Genomic DNA, 16,952 nt, shown 5'->3' with positions numbered 1-16,952 from the left:
AGTCGGCCGCCGCACGGAACGGGCTACTGGTTCAGCACCACGTCCATCTCGGCGAAGAACTGCTCGACGGCCTGGTCGATCGTGAGAGTGCCGAAGTTCAGCTCCTCGGTGAGTTCGCGGAACTTCTCGTGCAGCGAGCCGTAGCCGACGATCGGCGCCGGCGGCGCTTCGCCCAGCCGGTCGGCGATCGACGCCTCGTAGTCCACGATGTCCTGGCTCACCGGGTCGAGGTCGGCGGCCTCGCGTGCCGTCTCCGAGGCCGGCAGGCCGCGGTTGGTGCCGAAGATCTCGCCCGACTCCGGCGAGTTGATGAGGAAGTCGATGAGCGTGGCGGCTGCGGCGGGGTGCTCCGAGTTCGCCGCGATGGAGTACATCTGCGACGCCTTGAGGTAGAGGTCCTTCGCGCCGTCCACCGACAGCGGCGGAGCCTGGAGCGTGACCTCGTTGCCTTCGCCGAGGTTCGCGAGGTAGCCCGCGAGGAAGTTGTCGGTCTGCGTGTCGCTCGCGCCGAGCCCGGCATCGAACGCCGTCAGCGGCTGTACCTCGGCGACCCGCTGCTGCGGCACGAAGGCGCCGCCCGCGCGCGCGTCGGCACCCTCTTCCCAGTACTCCGTGAGGCGCTCCTCGTCGAAGCCGGGGTTGCCCTCGTCATCGAAGAGGTCCTTGCCCTCGGCGCGCAGCTGCATCTCGAAGTTCACGAAGCGCGAAGACGGGTCGACGCCGCCCCAGACGTCCTGCACCCCGGCGGCCTGCGCGGCGTCGGTCGCCTCGGCGACCCACTCGTAGTAGTCGTCCCACGTGCCGCCGGCGAAGGGCTCGACGCCGATCTCGTCGAGGATCGTCGTGTTCATGAACATCGACCACGCGTTCGTGGAGATCGGCACGGCCGTGGTGACCCCGTCGACCACGCCGGCGCCGAGCACCGACGGCTCGATCGGGTCGGTCTGGATGATGCTGCCGAGGTACGGCTCCAGGTCGAGCAGCGAGCCGCTCTGCGAGTACTGGCGGATGTAGGCGAGATCCATCGTGACGACGTCGGGCAGGCCGCCGCCGCTGGCCTCGATCTGGCGCTTCTCCCAATAGTCGTTGGGGGAGAGGAACAGCACGGAGACATCGATGTTGGGGTGCTGCTCCTCGAACGCGGCGATCGCCTCGTTGTAGAGCTCGGCGCGCACGTCGTTGCCCCAGAACGTGAAGGTGATCGAGGCTTCCTCGTCGGGGTCGAGGGTCGGCTGGCTGCTCGCGGGGGCGGCGGACGCGCAGCCCGTGAGTCCGACGAGGGCGATCAGCGCCACCCCTGCCACTCCCGCGATGACTCCCCTGTTTCGGAACTTCATTGTGATCGACCTCTCGTCTTCGAGCATCAGGAAACGTTTTCTCGGTTGGCCGTGAGAAAGGCGACTGACGTCGCCTTTCCACAGTCTGACAAACCGGTTGACCGAAAGCAATCCCGGAATCGCCACGACTGCCGTAAGTTGTTCGCATGCCCGCCTACCCCGACGACCGCTCGGCCGAGATCACGGCGGCGCTGGGCGCGCTTCCGGCCGGCACGCCGGTCTCGGAGGTCGCGCGCCGCCTGATGGACCTCTTCACCAGCGGCGACCTCGACGCGGGCACCCGCCTGCCCCCGGAGCGACAGCTGGCGGCGACGCTCGGCGTCGGGAGGTCCGCGGTGCGAGAGGCACTCGCCGCGCTCGAGATCCTCGGCATCGTCGACGTCCGTCCCGGCTCGGGCACGTACCTCCGCGGCACCGCGAGCGAGCTGCTGCCGCAGACGCTGCGCTGGGGCCTCCTCATCGGCCAGAAGAACACGGCCGAACTGCTCGAGCTGCGCTCGGGACTCGAGATCTACGTCGCACGACTCGCCGCGGGCCGGGCCGCAGCATCCGATCTCCGTGCGATCGCAGGATCGCTAGAGCGCATGCGAAGCGGCGTGGGCGACCTCAGGGCCTTCGCGCGCGCGGACCTCGACTTCCACAACGCGCTCGCCGCGGCCGCGGGAAACGACACGCTGATCGACCTGCTGCACGTGGTGCGGTCGCTGCTGCAGGTGTACGCCGACCGGGCCGTCCACGACGAGGCCGAGGCCCGCATCGCCATCGACGAGCACGACGCCGTCTTCCAAGCGATCGAGGCGGAGGACGAGGATGCCGCCGCCTCGGCGATGGCCCTCCACATGGCGACCGCCTCGCAGCGCCTGGCGGCCGAAGCCGCACCCTGAACCGCATCGTCCGAAGGAGGCGCGATGCCGCGCAATTGGGCTGGAACCTACGAGTACGCAGCGCCCCGGATCGTCGAGGCGACGTCGGTCGACGACGTCCAGCGGGTGCTGCGTGAGCCGGGACGCGTGCGCGCGCTCGGCACGCGTCACTCGTTCACCGACCTCCCCGACACCGCCGGCACCCTCGTCGACGTGACCGGGTTCGCGGCCGAGTTCGAGCTCGACGAGGCCGCGGAGACCGTCACCGTTCCCGCCGGCATCCGCTATGGCGTGCTCGCCGTGTGGCTCGACGACCGCGGGTGGGCGCTTCGCAACATGGGGTCGCTGCCGCACATCAACGTCGGCGGCGCGACGGCGACGGGCACCCACGGCTCGGGCGACGCGAATCGGGTGCTCTCGGGATCCGTCCGGGCGCTCCGCTACGTCGGAGCCGACGCCGAGGTGCATGAGGTGCGCCGCGGCGAGCCCGACTTCGACGCACTGGTCGTGGGCCTGGGCGCCTACGGCATCGTGGTGTCGCTGACCCTCGACGTCGTGCCCGCATTCCGTGTCCGCCAGGACATCTACACCGGCGTCACGTGGGATGCCGCGCTCGCCGACTACGACGCCCTCACCTCCGCCGGGTACAGCGTCTCTGTCTTCTCGCGCTGGGAGGAGCCGTCGGTCGGCTACGTGTGGCTGAAGACGCGCCTGGACGCGGACGACGACCCGGTGCCCGACACGATCCTCGACGGCGTCCGCGCGACAGGGGGCGACTCGCCCCTCGGCGTGGAGGACAACATCACCGAGATCGCCGGTGTGCCCGGGCCGTGGATGCTGCGGCTGCCGCACTTCCGCCTCGACGCGGAGCCGTCGTTCGGCGACGAGATCCAGAGCGAGTACTTCGTCGCCCGCGAGGATGCCCGGGCGGCGCTGGAGGCGGTGCGGACGCTCGGCGACAGCATCCGTCCGCATCTCATCTGGACCGAGCTGCGCACCGCCGCTCGCGACGAACTGTGGCTGAGCCCGGCCTACCGCCGTGACGTCGTGATCATCCACTTCACCTGGCACAACCACCCCGACGAGGTCGCCGCCGCCGTCGCACGTGTCGAGGCCGCGCTCGAGCCGTTCGACGCGCGCCCGCACTGGGGCAAGCTCCACGGGTTCGACCGCGCCGCGATCGAGCGCGTGCACCCGCGCCTGGCCGACGCCCGTGCCGTGTTCGAGCGCCTCGACCCCGAGGGCCGCTTCTCGAATGCCCACCTCGAGCGCCTGGGCGTCCGCGCCCCCCGCTGACCCGCGCGGCCGGGCGCGTCACAGATGGCAGGAGTCGATCCTGAATTGGTCAACCGGTGTTACAGTGACCGGGAGATCGTTCGTGACGCCGCGGCGAAAGGGAAAGTCGAAGATGACGCAGATTCCGAGCGGGGACACCCGCCCGACCGACCGCGCCGCGCGCAGCTGGAGCCTCGGAACCACGCCGTGGCAGAGGCTGCCCCCGCTGGGCGCTCCGCGCGCGAGGATCATCATCGACAACGACTTCTCGGGCGATCCCGACGACCTCTACCAGCTCGTGCACCACCTGCTGTCGCCCAGCGTCGAGGTGCGCCTCGTCGTCGCCTCGCACCTTCGTGCCGATGACGGCTTCGACCCCTCCGGCCGGAGTGCGCAGAACGCCGCCGTGATCGCGAAGGACGTCTTCGCCCGCATGGGCCTGACATCCACCGAGGTGATCGTGGTCGGCTCCGACGAGCCGCTGGCGGACCGGAGCACGCCGCGCCCGTCGCCTGCCGTCGACGCGATCGTCGCCGAGGCGTTGCGCGACGACGTGTCCACCCCGCTGTTCTACGTCGCCGGCGGCGGGCTGACCGACATCGCCTCGGCCTACCTCGTCGAGCCGCGCGTCGCCGAGCGGCTGACGCTCGTGTGGATCGGCGGCGAGGAGCACGAGGGGCTCGCGGTGCCGCCGCCGAGCGCCATGCCGATCGAGTACAACCTGCTCATCGACCCGGTCGCCGGGCAGGTCATCTTCGGCGACTCGCCGATCCCGCTGTGGCAGGTGCCGCGCGACGTGTACCGCCAGTGCCTCGTCTCGGATGCCGAGCTGCGCGTGCGCGTCGCCGAGGCGGGTCCGCTCGGGCGCTACCTGTACGACGAGGTGGCCTTCGTCATGCGGATGGTCGCGACCCACGTCGGCGGCGGAGCAGAGACCTACGCCCTCGGCGACTCGCCGCTCGTGCTGCTCACGGCGCTGCAGTCGGTGTTCGAGGCCGACCCGTCCTCGAGTCGGTACGTCGAGCGCCCGACCCCTGCCCTGAGCGACGACGGAGGGTACGTCGACGTCCCCGGTGCCAGACCGATGAGGGTCTACACGTGGGTCGACACGCGACTCATGTTCGAGGACTTCTACGTCAAGCTGGCCGAGTTCGGCCGATGGCAGGCGGCGGGCTCGTGAGTGCCCCGGAGAACGCCGTCTCGCGGCCCCGGACCATCGTCACCGCCGACCCCGAGCTCGACGACCTCAACTCGATGATCCGGCTCCTGCTGTTCAGCAACGAGGTCGAGATCGAGGGCCTCGTCTACGCGAGCAGCAGGTTCCATTGGCGCGGCGACGGCGCCGGCACGGAGTTCTTCCTGCCCGATCGCGAGTACGACGCGCCACAGACCTCGTGGCGCTGGGCGCCGGGGGAGCGCTTCATCGACGACGCCGTAGACGCCTACGCGGAGGTGTACGACAACCTCGTCGTGCACGATCCGCGGTATCCGGATCCGTCCCACCTGCGCTCGCTCATCCGTGAGGGCAACGTCGACTTCGAGGGCGACATCTCGTCGGAGTCGCCGGGCTCACGGCTCATCGCCGACGCGCTCCTCGACGATCGTCCCGGGCCGCTCCACCTGCAGCTGTGGGCCGGGCCCAGTACCGTCGCGCGCGCCCTCCTGTCGATCGAGCAGCGCTTCGCGGGCACGGCGGACTGGGAGCGGATCCGCGAAGAGGTGTCGGCGAAGGCCGTCATCACCAAGTTCGCCTCTCAGGACGCCACCTACGACGAGTACATCGCGCCGACGTGGCCCGGCATCCGGGTGATCGAAGTGGCCACTCTCGCCTGGGGGTACATGGCGCGCAAGACGATCGCGGCGCACGATCAGCACCTGCTCGGCGCCGAGTGGATGCGCGACAACGTCACGAGCGTCGGTCCTCTCGGCGCGCTCTACCGCGTGTGGGGCGACGGGCGGCAGATGGTGCCCGGCGACCTCACCGACTATTTCCACCTCTCCGGCCTCTCGGCCGACGAACTGCGGGCGCGGGGCTACCAGGTGTGGATGGACCCGCAGCCGGCTGGCGAGTGGATCTCCGAGGGAGACACCACGAACATGCTGAACCTTCTCGCGCCGGGGCTGCGCGCCCACGAGCATCCGTCGTACGGCGGCTGGGGCGGCCGCTACGTCCGGACCGACGAGGGCGCCGACACATGGGGTCTCGCGGATGCCGCGTTCCGGCCCGGCGGAGCCGAGTGGGCGGACGGCACCCCCGCGGGCGACGAGGGATCGGTGGTGCGGTGGTTCGCCCACGCACAGGCCGACTTCGCCGCCCGCCTCCGGTGGAGCGTGACCCCGCGGTTCGAGGATGCCGACCACCACCCCACGCTGACGGTCGACCAGGGCGTCGACCTGGAGGTCGCGGCGGGCTCCGACACCCGGCTCTCGGTCGTGGTCGGCGCACCGGGCGGCGCGCATGCGCAGGTGCGCTGGTGGATCCACCGCGAAGCGGGCACGTGCACAGCCGACGTCGTGCTCGAGCCCGCCGAGGGTTCGGAGGTCACCGTCCGGGTTCCCGGCGATGCGCGCCCCGGCGACACGATCCACGTGGTGGCCGAGGCATCCGACCCCCGCACACCGCTGCCGCTCCACGCCTACCAGCGAGTGATCCTCACGATCGCCGCCGGGTAGCGCCCCCGGTGCGGGTGCCAGGTTCGCCGAGACAGGGGATCCTCGCCGAACCGAGGAGCGAAGCCCTCGGTCTCGTCGCCGAGCCCCTGTCTCGCCGCGCCGTCAGTCGTCGTCGCCCTCGGCGATCCAGCGCCGCACGGCCAGCTCGCCGTCCGCGGCGTACACACCGAGGACGCGACCGGTGAACGACTCCGTCGTCTCGGACGACAGGAAGCGGCCGTCGACCTCGGCGAGCTCGACACGCTCGCCTCCGGCCGCGGTGAAGCCGAGGTGGAAGACGTCGCTCGTGCGCGGGAAGCCGCGCGTCGGCTCGGGCCCCCGCGACTCGAGATGCAGATCGAGCACGCCGCCGCCGTAGGGCGCGCGCCACTCCTGCACGAGGCCGCCGAGGACGGCGCGACCGACGACCTCGCCGCCGCCCGCCTCGACCTCGACGTGGAAGCGCTCGTCGTAGCGCACGGCCAGGCCGCCGACGCCGGCGGAGGCATCCACGGTCACCGTCACGGCGCTGGTGAGGTGCTCCTGGCGGCGTCCCACGAAGACCGGGTGCGCATCGTCGAGGGTCGAGCCCTCCGCGCGCAGCGTGAGCCAGCCCGGCCGCGCCGAGAGATCGGCGTGGTCGGCGGGTAGCGAGCGGACGGCGATCCACTCTCCGTCGAGCGCGCGGTCGGGGGCGAAGTCCACCTCGACGCGCGTGCCGGGTCGAGGGTTGAGCAGCACCGGATCGATCGCGGGCCAGCCGTCGTCCTCCCAGCGCACGGGCGTGACGAAGGTCTCGCGCCCGAGCGCAGAGAACGCCCTGGTCATGCTGCGCGGTCGCACCCCCAGCAGCACGCACAGCCAGTCGCCGTCCGGACCGATCACCAGGTCGCCGTGTCCGGTGTTCTGGACCGGGCGGATCGTCGAGCGGGCCGAGACCAGCGGGTTGTGCGGCGCCGTCTCGAACGGGCCCTCGGGCGAGTCGCCGCGCGCGATCGAGATGCCGTGCCCACGCTCGGTGCCGCCCTCGGCGATCATCAGGTACCAGCGGCCGTCGACGTCGTAGAGGTGCGGCGCCTCGGGGAACTGGCCGCCCGTGCCCGACCACAGCGAGCGGGGCTCCTCGAGGGCGAGGTGACGATCGAGGTCGACCTTCACCTGCTGGATGCCCAGGTGCTGCCCGACGTTCTCGCCGCCGAGGATGAGGCCCGAGAACGTGATGTACACGTTGCCGTCGGAGTCCCACGCGATGTCGGGGTCGATGCCGTCCACGGACTCCGACCCGTCCGCCTTCAGGATGAGGTCGCCGTCGCTCCACGGGCCCGCGGCATCCGTCGCCGTGAAGTGCAGCATGCCGCGGCCCATCGCGTCGGTGATGACGAGGTGGAACACGCCGTCGCGGTGACGGATCGTCGGCGCCCAGGCGCCTCCGGCGGTGGGCACCTCCTCGACGCCGAGCTGCCCGGGCCTGGTCGCGACGTGGCCGATGAGCTCCCACGTCTCGAAGTCCGTGGAGCGGTGGATCGGGATGCCCGGCAGGTACTCGAACGTCGAGGTCGCGAGGTAGTAGACGCCGTCGACCGCCACGACGCTGGGGTCGGGGTGGAAGCCGTTGATCAGGGGGTTGTAGAGCGTGGTCACGAGGGTCCTCCGGGGTTTTCAGGACGAGAGCAGGATGCCGAGCTCCCGCGCGAGCGCGACGGCACGAGGGTCCGCACCGCCCGGCCATGGGCCGCGCGCGACCGTCCACGCGAAGGCCAGGCCGGTGTCGGGGTCGACGCAGGCGAGCGCGCCGGCGGCGCCGTCGTGGCCGAACGAGCGCGGGCCGCCGAACGCGAGCTGCTGCGACGGCTTCTGGAACACGATCGCGTGGGCGCGGTCCTGCTGGTGCAGCACCTCGTCGTAGCCGCGGATCTGCTGCTGGCCGATCTCTGCGACGGTGTCGGCGCTCAGGAAGGGGTCGGCGCCGTCGACGCCGGTGACGGCCGCCGCGAACAGGCGGGCGAGACCCCGGGCGGTGCCGGTGCCGGAGCCTGCCGGGTGGCCGTACTCCCAGCTGCGCCGCGAGTTGCCGAGGTCCACGTCGCCGCCCATCGAGCCGAAGACGACCGGGCCGAGCGCCGAGAAGGTCGGCGCGGAGGTGTCGGAGACGGGTCTGATCATCGGAAGCACGTCGGCGCGGCGGTCCTCGAGGTTGGCCGGCAGGCCGAGGAAGAAGTCGATGCCGTGCGGGACGCGGATCTCCTGCTCGTAGAACTCGTGGAGCGTCCGCCCCGTCACCCGGAAGACGAGCTCGTCGCCCAGGTTCCCGATCGTGATGGCGTGGTAGCCGAAGGCGCTGCCCGGGTGCCAGAACGGCCGGCTCGCCGCGAGGCGTCCGGCTGCGGCGTGGTGGTCGAGCAGCTCGTCCCACGTGAGAGCGGGTGAGGCCTGCGGCAGACCTGCCTGGTGCGACAGCAGCTGCCGCACGGTGACGAACTGCTTGCCCTTGGCGGCGAACTCCGGCCAGTAGGTCGCGACGCGCTCGTCGAGATCGAGCTCGCCGCGTTCGATCAGCAGGCCGATCGAGAGCCCGATGGTGTTCTTCGTGACCGAGTAGGGCACGATCACCGAGTCCTCCGCCAGATGCGGTCCGCCCCAGGCGTCGAGCACGGGCCGGCCCTCGTGGAATGCCGCGACCTGGAACGACAGGTCGGGGTCGGCGGCGAGCAGGCCGTCCAGGCGCCCGGCGACCTCTTCGAGGCGGGTATCGGCGTGCCCTCGGAGGCGCGCGGTGGTCAGGTGCTGCATCGGGTTCCTCTCGGCGGTGGGGTGGGCGATGTCGCGATGTGCAGAACTCCGCAGATTCGGGGCTCATCCGCCCCGACGGACACCCTTGCGGCGCCCGTCGGGCGAAGTCTGAGGAGTTCTGCCCTGCGGGGTGTCAGGACGCGATGCGCCACTCGAGCGAGAGCGGCAGATCCGCCACCGAGGCGCCGGCGCGGAGCGTGTACGCTCCGGACTCGACGGTCCACTCGCCCGCCCAGTGGGCGAGGCGGCGCGCCGGCACCGGGATGGTCGCCGTGACCGTCTCGCCGGGGGCCGCGTGCACGGTCGCGAAGCCGACGAGCCAGCGCTCGGGGCGCTCCACGGCGGACTCGGGGCGCTCGGCGTAGACCTGCACGACCTGCTTGCCGCGGCGATGGCCGGTGTTGGCAAGCGTCACCTCGACGGTGTCGCCCGTGCGCTGCGCGGCGCCCCAGGACCACGTCGTGTACCCGAGACCGTGGCCGAACGCGAACGCGGGCACGGCACCCGCCTTCAGCCACGCGCGGTAGCCGATGTGCAGGCCTTCGCGGTACTCGAGGCGGCCGTCGGTGGGGACGACCTCGGTCACCGGCACGTCGGCCAGCGCCGCCGGCCACGTCGTGGGCAGGCGCCCGCCGGGCTCGGCGGCGCCGGTGAGGACGTCGGCGATCGCGTGCCCGAACTCCTGTCCGCCGAAGTAGCCCTGCACCACGGCCGCGACGTCCTCCGCCCACGGCAGCACGACCGGCGAGCCCGCGTTGACCACGACGACCGTCGGTGTCCCGGTGGCCGCGACCGCGCGAACCAGGTCGTCCTGGCGGCCGGGCAGATCCAGGCTGGTGCGGTCGTAGCCCTCGGACTCCACCTTCGAGTTGGTGCCCACCACGACGATGGCGAGATCGGATGCCGCGGCCTCCGCGACCGCGCGCGCGATGAGCTCGTCGGCGTCGGTGCGCTCGGGGGCGATGCCGAGCGTCGCGCTCAGGGCTCCCGACAGGGCGCCGTGGCTCTCGCGTGAGAACTCGACGCGGACCGCGGTCTCGCGTCCCGCCTCGACGGCGACCGTCGCCGTGATCGACGGCGGATTGAGGAACGCCGCACCGAGGTCGGTGCCTTCGATGACGGGCGAGTCATCGAGCACGAGCTGCCCGTCGACGTACAGCTTTCCGGGGTTCGCGCCGGCGAAGCCGAGCTCGATGTCGCCGGTCTCGGCGGGGGTGTAGAGGGTCTCGAACACGACGGTGGCACTCGCCGCGATGGGGGCGTCGCCCCCGAACCATACGAGCGCGGTCGAGCGGCGGTTCTCGGCGAACAGCTCGGTGCCGTCGGCGTCGAAGAACGCGACACGGATACCGGCTTCCCCCGTCGCGGGGTTGGTCAGATGCGCGAGCGGGATCTCGGCGACCCCCTCCTGCACGACCGCGCCGATCTCGAAGCCGACGTCGGCGCCCGGGACCGCGGCGCGGATCGCGTCGAGCGGGGAGACCACGGACTCGGGGATCACGGTGGCGCTGCCCCCGCCCTGCGTGCGCGCCTCGCGCGCATTCTGGCCGATGACGGCGACACGGCCGAGGGACGAGGCATCCAGCGGGAGAACGCCCTCGTTGCGCAGCAGCACGGTTCCCTCGATGGCGGCTTCGCGGGCGAACGCGGGCCCGTCGAGCGGAGCGGGCTCGCGGGGCTCACGCTCTCCCAGGGCGCCGACGCGCTGGGCGAGCAGCAGCACGCGCAGCACCTTGCGGTCGAGGTCGGCCTCGTTCAGGCGCCCGTCGCGGATCGCGGCGACGAGGTCCGCCCACGCGGGGGCGGGGCCCGGCATCGCAAGGTCCTGCGCGGCGGGCACGGAATCCAGCGAACGCACTGCGGTCCAGTCGCTGATGACGACGCCGTCGAAGCCCCACTCGGAGTTCAGCGGCGTCTCGAGGAGGTCGTTCTCGGTCATGGTGACGCCGCCGACGGCGTTGTAGGCGCTCATGATGGTCCAGGCGCCGGCGTCCACCGCGCGCTCGAAGGGCGCGAGGTAGTTCTCGCGCAGGGCGCGCTCGTCCACGCGCACGTCGACGGTGAAGCGGTCGGTCTCGGAGTCGTTCGCGACGTAGTGCTTGGGGCACGCCGCGACGTCGTTGTCCTGGAGGCCGCGAACGTACGCCGCGGCGAGCTCGGCGGTCAGCTCCGGGTCCTCGCTGAAGCACTCGAAGTGCCGGCCGCCGAGCGGCGAGCGGTGCAGGTTGATGGTCGGCCCGAGAACGACGTCGACACCCTTGCGACGGGCCTCGGATGCCGCGGCAGCCCCGTACCGGTACGCCAGGTCCACGTCCCACGACGCGGCGAGGGCCGACCCCGAGGGCAGGTTCAGCGACGGCTCGCGCTCGTCCCAGCGAGGACCGCGGACGCCGGCGGGGCCGTCCGACAGGGTCATCGCCCGGAGCCCGATCTCGGGGAGCGGCACGGTGGTCCAGAAGTCGGCGCCCTGGACGAGGGCCGCCTTCTGCTCGAGGGTGAGGCGATCGAGCAGCGGCACGAGGTGCTGCACCGAGTCGGTGTGCGTGGAGGTGGCGGTCTCGGTCATCGGGGAGTTTCCGTTCTCGGAAGGAGGGTCAGAGGGGCGGTCCCCGCTCCCACTCCACGCGCTGCTCGCGGGTGAAGCCTCTGGGGGCGGGGCCCAGCTGCGGCCCGGCGCTCACACGCCGGGCCGCAGCATCCGTGTCGTCAGATGACGCCTGCGGCCGCCTCGGCGTCGAGGAGCGCGCGCCGCGCGATGCGGCGCTCCTCCTGCTTGTCGGGGTCGGGCACGGGTGCGGCCATGAAGAGCCGCTGCGTGTACGGGTGCTCGGGCGCGGAGGTCACCCGGTCGCCGTCGCCCGTCTCGACGATCTCGCCGCGGTACATCACGGCCACGCGGTGGCTGATGTGGCGCACCACCGCGAGGTCGTGCGTGACGAAGAGGTAGGCGACGCCGGTGCGGTTCTGGATGTCGATGAAGAGGTCCAGCACTCGGGCCTGGGTCGACAGATCGAGTGCCGACACGGGCTCGTCGCACACGATGAGCCGCGGCTGCAGCGCGAGGGCCCGCGCGATCGCGACGCGCTGACGCTGGCCGCCCGAGAACTCGCGGGGGAGGCGACCGCGGGCGTCCGCGGGCAGGCCCACCTGATCGAGGAGGTCGCGCACCCGCGACTTCGCCTCGCTCGATGAGACGCCCGCCGCGGTGAGCGGCTCGGTGAGGATCTGCTCGATCGTCATCGACGGGTTCAGCGAAGAGTAAGGGTCCTGAAACACGACCTGGATCTCGGAGCTGAGCGCGCGGCGCTCCTGGCGCTTGAGGTGCGAGATGTCCTTGCCGTCGTAGACGATCGAGCCCTCGGTGACCGGCGCGAGACCGAGCGCGGCTCGACCCAGCGTGGTCTTGCCCGACCCCGACTCGCCGACGAGACCCACGGTCTCACCCGGCAGGATGTCGAGCGAGACGCCCTTGAGGGCCCGGAACGGCTGGGCGCGCAAGCCCTTGCCCGGGTACTCGACGACGAGGTCCTTGATGTCCAGCAGCGGAGCGCTCATGCTCGTGCTCCCTTCGTGACGAGCGGACCGCGGGCGGGACCCTCATCGAGGATCGCGTCCAGCAGTGCCTGCGTGTACGGGTGCTGCGCGTCGTTGAAGATCGCGCGCACCGGCCCCTGCTCCACGAACCGGCCGCTCTGCATGACGGTCACCCGGTCGCACAGGTCGGCGACGACGCCGAAGTTGTGGGTCACCAGGAGCATCGCCATGTGACGTTCGGCCTGCAGGTCGCGCAGGAGCTCCAGCACCTCGGCCTGCACCGTGACATCGAGGGCCGTGGTCGGCTCGTCGGCGATGATGAGGTCGGGGTCGGTCGACACGGCGCCCGCGATGAGCACGCGCTGCGCCATGCCGCCCGAGACCTCGAACGGGTATGCGTCGAAGGTCCGCTTCGGGTTGGGGATGCCGACCCGGGCGAGGAGCTCCAGCGAGCGGTCGGTGGCCGCCTTCTTCGAGAGCCCGAGATTCTTGCGCAGCGGCTCGACCAGCTGGCTGCCGATCGTGAACGACGGGTCGAGGTTCGACATCGGCTCCTGCGGGATGTACCCGATGCGCTTGCCACGCAGGCCGGCATAGGTGCGGTCGTCGCCGTCGGCGATCTCGGTGCCCTCGTACAGGATCGAGCCGCCGGTGACGTGGCCGCCGCGGGGGAGCAGGCCCAGCACGGCGAACGCGGTCTGCGTCTTCCCCGAGCCGGACTCGCCGATGAGACCGTGCACCTCGCCCTTGCGGATGTCGAGCGAGACGCCGTGGACGACCTCGATGTGCGAGCCGTCGGGCTGGTCGTAGCCGACATGCAGGTCGCGGACGTCCAGCACCTTCTCGGTCGCCTTGGTGCGCGCGTCGCCCTTGTGGACGATGACGCCGTCGGTCTCGAAGACGGGCGGCTCGTCGAGGTCGACGACATCTCCTCCGCTCAGTCCCACCGACGTCGTCACAGCGGCCACCGAACCGGTCGCGGTCGCGACCGCACGACGACGCTTGCGCCGCACCGAGACGGTGCGCTCGAGCTCGTCACGCATCACGTTGGCCAGGAGCGTCAACGCGATGCAGGTCAGGGCGATCGCGAGCGACGGCCAGAGCATCAGGAGCGGCTCCTTGTAGATGTTCTTGAAGCCGTCGTTGAGCATCTGGCCCCACGTGGGAACGGCGATGTCTCCGAGGCCCAGGAACTCGAGGCCGGACTGGATCGCGATGGCGATGCCGGCGATGATCGCCGACTGGATGATGATCGGAGCCCGCACCACCGAGAGCACGTGTCGGCCGATGATGCGCGTGTCGCTGAGGCCCGATACGCGGGCCGCGTCGACGTAGAGCTCGGTGCGCACGGCGGTCACGGAGGCATACACCAGCCGGTAGAACGCCGGTGCGAGCAGGATGCCGAAGATGAACATCGAGATCCACACCGACGGGCCGAGGACGGCACGTGCTGCGAGCAGCACCACGATGCCGGGCAGGGCCATGTTGAGCTCGGTGACCCACGTGGCTGCGCTGTTGAACCAGCCCTGGTAGTAGCCGGCGATGAGACCGCTGATCACACCGAGGACGAGCGCCACGACCAGCGCGAGGAGCGCCGCCGCGACAGTCGTCTGGGTCGCCACCAGCAGGCGCGAGAACACGTCGCGGCCGCTGCCGTCGGTGCCGAGGAGATGCGCGGCGCTGGGCGGGGCGAGGACGTTGCGGATGTCGGCGTAGTTCGGGTCCTGCGGGGCGATCCACGGGCCGATGATTGCGATCAGGCCGAGGAACGCGAGGAAGACCAGCGATGCGAGGCCGATCGGCCGGCGCAGCAGCCGGCGCCAGAGCGAGACGCGTACCGGTGCGACCGGCACGTCGAGGGGGACGTCGATGGCGGTCATGAGAGTCGCACCTTCGGGTTCAGCGCCGCCTGGGCGAGGTCGATGAGGAGGTTCACGATGACGACGATGATCGCGAAGGCGATCACGACGCCCATGACGACGGGGATGTCGCCCAGGGTGGTGGCGCGGACGGTGAGCTGGCCCATGCCGGGGATGGCGAAGACCTGCTCGACGATCACGGCCCCGCCGAGGAGGCCGATGAACTGCACGGCGAGGACCGCCAGTGCGGGGCCGCCGGCGTTGCGGAGCACGTGGCGGTACACGACCGAGTTCGTGCTGAGGCCGCGGGAGCGGAGCGTGCGGACGTAGTCCCGCGACATCGCGTCGATGACCGAGCCGCGGATCTGCTGCGACACCGCCGCGATCGCGCCGATCGACAGCGCCACGATGGGCAGGGTCACGGACGAGAGCCAGCCCGACACGGAGGTGGTCAGGGGCACGTATCCGGTCGCCTTGAACCAGCCCAGGTTGATCGCGAACACGAGCACGAGGCCCAGCGCGATGAGGAAGCCGGGGATGGCGAAGCCGATGAGCGCGATCACCTGGACGCTGCCGTCGACCCAGCCGCCGCGGCGGGCGGCGAGGATGCCGAGGACCACCGCGACGATCGCCGAGACGAGGGTCGCGCCGATCACGATCGCGAGGGTGACGGCGAGGCGGTTGCTGACGCTCGTCGAGACGAGCTCGCCGGTGAACCAGCTGCGACCGAGATTGCCCGTGAGGGCGCCGGTGACCCAGTTCCAGTACTGCTGCAGCAGCGGCTGGTCCAGCCCGAGCTGTTCGGTCTTCTTGGCGACGGTCTCGGCGGTGGCGTTCTCGCCGAGGATGCGGCGGGCGATGTCGCCGCCCGCGGCGTACAGGAGGACGAACGCGAGGAACGAGATCACCGCGATGAGGATGACGCCCGACAGCACGCGCCGGAGGATGAATGAGATCATGTCGCTTTCCCGTGGGTGGTGTCTCCCCGCCCGCCCGCGGCGTGCGGGCGGACGGGGAGAGATTTCAGTTCTTCGGCGAGAAGTCGAAGATCGACGGGTAGGCGTTGGTGGGCCAGAACTCGAGGTTCGTGTTCGCGTCGGTCGCGTACGTGCCCTGGACCCGGAAGAACGGCGCGAACCAGGCCTGCTCGACCAGATAGGCGTTGAGGTCCTTCGTGGCCTGGTCGGCCTCGTCCTTCGTGCCCAGCTGGATCGTCGAGATGTACTCGTCGACCTTCGGGTCCTGCGAGTGGAACGGATTGAACGTGGCCTCGGGAGCGATCATGAAGTTGATCAGCTGCCAGTCCGGGTTCTGCTCGAGCGCCATCCACGTTGCCGGGTACTTCGGGGCGAGCATGTCGGTGATGAAGTTGCCGGTGCCGGGGTCGGTGTAGTTCACCGTGATCCCGATGTCGGCGAGCTGCTGCGCGACGAGGTCGAACGTGGTCTGGAACGCCGGGGTCGACATCATGTCGATCGAGAACCCGTCGGGGTAGCCGGCCTCGGCGAGGAGCTTCTTGGCGCCCTCGGGGTCGTACTCGTAGGTGCTGTCCAGGGCCTCGTCGTAGCCGACCGAGGTCGCGGGGAACACCTGCTCGGTGACCGTGCCGTAACCGGCCTGCAGCGCCTTCAGGAGCGCCTCGCGGTCGAACGCCATGTTGATCGCCTGGCGCACCTTGACGTCGGCGAGCTCGGGCGCCATCGTGCCGGCGCGGTCGAACAGCAGCAGGCCCTGGAAGTCGAGCTCGTTGGACTCGATCGTCCAGCCGGATGCCTCGATCTCGGGGATCGTGTCGTTGTTCACGATCTTCGCGCCGTTGGCCTCGCCGGCCTTGAGGGCGTTGAGCGTCGCGGTGGGGTCCTCGATGACGTTGATCGTGAGGTTGTCGTACTTGACGGCGTCCGGGTTCCAGTAGTCCGGGTTGGCCGTGTAGACGTACGTCGTGCCGGTGACGGTCGACGCGGTGTCGAGCACGTACGGGCCGGAGCCGATCGGCTCGGTGGCGGAGTCCGGGTCGTCGAAGGTGGACGGCGCCTGGATGAGGCCCGGGGCGATCGAGAGCATGTTGACCAGGGACGGGTCGGGCGCGTCCTGCGTGATGGTCACGGTCGTGGCGTCGACGGCGGCGAACTCCTTGCCGGCGAGCGTCGCGGCCTGCGGCGAGGTCCCGTCGCGGAAGCGCTCGAGGCTCGCGACGACGGCATCGGCGTCGAGCTTGGTGCCGTCGGTGAACTCGACGTCGTCGCGCAGCGTCAGCGTCAGCACGGTGTTGTCTTCGTTGTACTCCCACTTCGTGGCGAGCCAGGGCTCGATCTCACCGTCGGAGTTCTTCTGCAGCAGCGTGTCGAACACCGCCTGGAAGAACGGACTGCGGTTGCCGTACTCCGCTCCCTGTCCGATGTCGTAGCTCGTGGGCCCGATGATCGCAGTGAGCGTGAGCCGGTCTGCTCGGCCGGAGTCGCTTCCGCCCGAACCCTCGTCCCCGGCACCGGCGCAGCCGGTGAGGGCGAGAGCGGCGATCGCGATGGTGGCTGCTGTGGCCTTCCAACGGAACATCCTTGGTCCCTTCCTAGGTGGCGATGCCCCTGCGGATCGCCTACTGCCGGGAGACGCTAACAGCAATTTCTAGTGGCCGCTAGGTT

12 protein-coding genes are annotated in these 16,952 nt (G+C 70.7%); 4 read left to right on the top strand and 8 right to left on the bottom strand.

Features of this window, described 5'->3' with window-relative positions:
• Nucleotides 1–23 precede the first annotated feature (23 nt).
• The gene (locus J2Y46_RS01700; RefSeq protein WP_310239805.1) at nucleotides 24–1,337 is read right to left on the bottom strand and encodes an extracellular solute-binding protein; all 1,314 of its coding nucleotides are present in this window, start codon (nucleotides 1,335–1,337) and stop codon (nucleotides 24–26) included.
• 146 nt (nucleotides 1,338–1,483) lie between these two features.
• On the opposite strand from J2Y46_RS01700, the gene J2Y46_RS01695 reads away from it, so the two are divergent.
• From J2Y46_RS01695 to J2Y46_RS01680, 4 genes are all read left to right on the top strand, one after another.
• Nucleotides 1,484–2,221, top strand: a complete 738-nt coding sequence (locus J2Y46_RS01695) for an FCD domain-containing protein (protein ID WP_310239803.1) — start codon at nucleotides 1,484–1,486, stop codon at nucleotides 2,219–2,221.
• 24 nt (nucleotides 2,222–2,245) lie between these two features.
• A complete protein-coding gene (locus tag J2Y46_RS01690) occupies nucleotides 2,246–3,496 on the top strand; it encodes a D-arabinono-1,4-lactone oxidase (protein WP_310239801.1) in 1,251 nt (416 codons plus the stop codon).
• Between the two features lie 112 nt (nucleotides 3,497–3,608).
• Entirely contained in the window at nucleotides 3,609–4,655 is a 1,047-nt protein-coding gene (locus tag J2Y46_RS01685; RefSeq protein WP_310239799.1) for a nucleoside hydrolase, read from the top strand.
• On the top strand, nucleotides 4,652–6,148 hold the full coding sequence (locus J2Y46_RS01680) for a DUF1593 domain-containing protein (RefSeq protein WP_310239797.1): 1,497 nt from the start codon (nucleotides 4,652–4,654) through the stop codon (nucleotides 6,146–6,148). The genes J2Y46_RS01685 and J2Y46_RS01680 overlap by 4 nt, the downstream gene beginning before the upstream one ends.
• Before the next feature lie 102 nt (nucleotides 6,149–6,250).
• Here the strand turns inward: J2Y46_RS01680 and J2Y46_RS01675 are convergent, their stop codons facing one another.
• The 7 genes from J2Y46_RS01675 to J2Y46_RS01645 form a co-directional block, all read right to left on the bottom strand.
• Nucleotides 6,251–7,768: a family 43 glycosylhydrolase gene (locus tag J2Y46_RS01675; RefSeq protein WP_310239795.1), complete on the bottom strand. Its 1,518-nt coding sequence runs from the start codon at nucleotides 7,766–7,768 to the stop codon at nucleotides 6,251–6,253.
• Between the two features lie 18 nt (nucleotides 7,769–7,786).
• Complete coding sequence (locus tag J2Y46_RS01670; protein ID WP_310239793.1) at nucleotides 7,787–8,917, bottom strand: serine hydrolase domain-containing protein; 1,131 nt, start codon at nucleotides 8,915–8,917, stop codon at nucleotides 7,787–7,789.
• A 133-nt stretch (nucleotides 8,918–9,050) separates the two neighbouring features.
• Nucleotides 9,051–11,483: a glycoside hydrolase family 3 C-terminal domain-containing protein gene (locus J2Y46_RS01665; RefSeq protein WP_310239791.1), complete on the bottom strand. Its 2,433-nt coding sequence runs from the start codon at nucleotides 11,481–11,483 to the stop codon at nucleotides 9,051–9,053.
• A gap of 140 nt (nucleotides 11,484–11,623) precedes the next feature.
• Nucleotides 11,624–12,472 carry an ATP-binding cassette domain-containing protein gene (locus tag J2Y46_RS01660; protein WP_045296958.1) on the bottom strand — a complete coding sequence of 283 codons (849 nt, stop codon included), beginning with the start codon at nucleotides 12,470–12,472 and terminating at the stop codon, nucleotides 11,624–11,626.
• Nucleotides 12,469–14,331, bottom strand: coding sequence for a dipeptide/oligopeptide/nickel ABC transporter permease/ATP-binding protein (locus tag J2Y46_RS01655; protein WP_045296959.1), 1,863 nt, complete (start codon nucleotides 14,329–14,331; stop codon nucleotides 12,469–12,471). Before J2Y46_RS01655 ends, J2Y46_RS01660 begins: the two co-directional genes overlap by 4 nt.
• Nucleotides 14,328–15,269, bottom strand: coding sequence for an ABC transporter permease (locus J2Y46_RS01650; protein WP_045296960.1), 942 nt, complete (start codon nucleotides 15,267–15,269; stop codon nucleotides 14,328–14,330). Before J2Y46_RS01650 ends, J2Y46_RS01655 begins: the two co-directional genes overlap by 4 nt.
• 64 nt (nucleotides 15,270–15,333) lie before the next feature.
• Complete coding sequence (locus J2Y46_RS01645; RefSeq protein ID WP_045296961.1) at nucleotides 15,334–16,866, bottom strand: ABC transporter substrate-binding protein; 1,533 nt, start codon at nucleotides 16,864–16,866, stop codon at nucleotides 15,334–15,336.
• Nucleotides 16,867–16,952: the final 86 nt, after the last annotated feature.

It is taken from the genome of Microbacterium sp. BE35, from assembly GCF_031457705.1.
Taxonomy (GTDB): domain Bacteria; phylum Actinomycetota; class Actinomycetes; order Actinomycetales; family Microbacteriaceae; genus Microbacterium; species Microbacterium trichothecenolyticum.
Note: the sequence above shows the minus strand (reverse complement) of the source record. Positions and strands in the feature narration are given on the sequence as shown.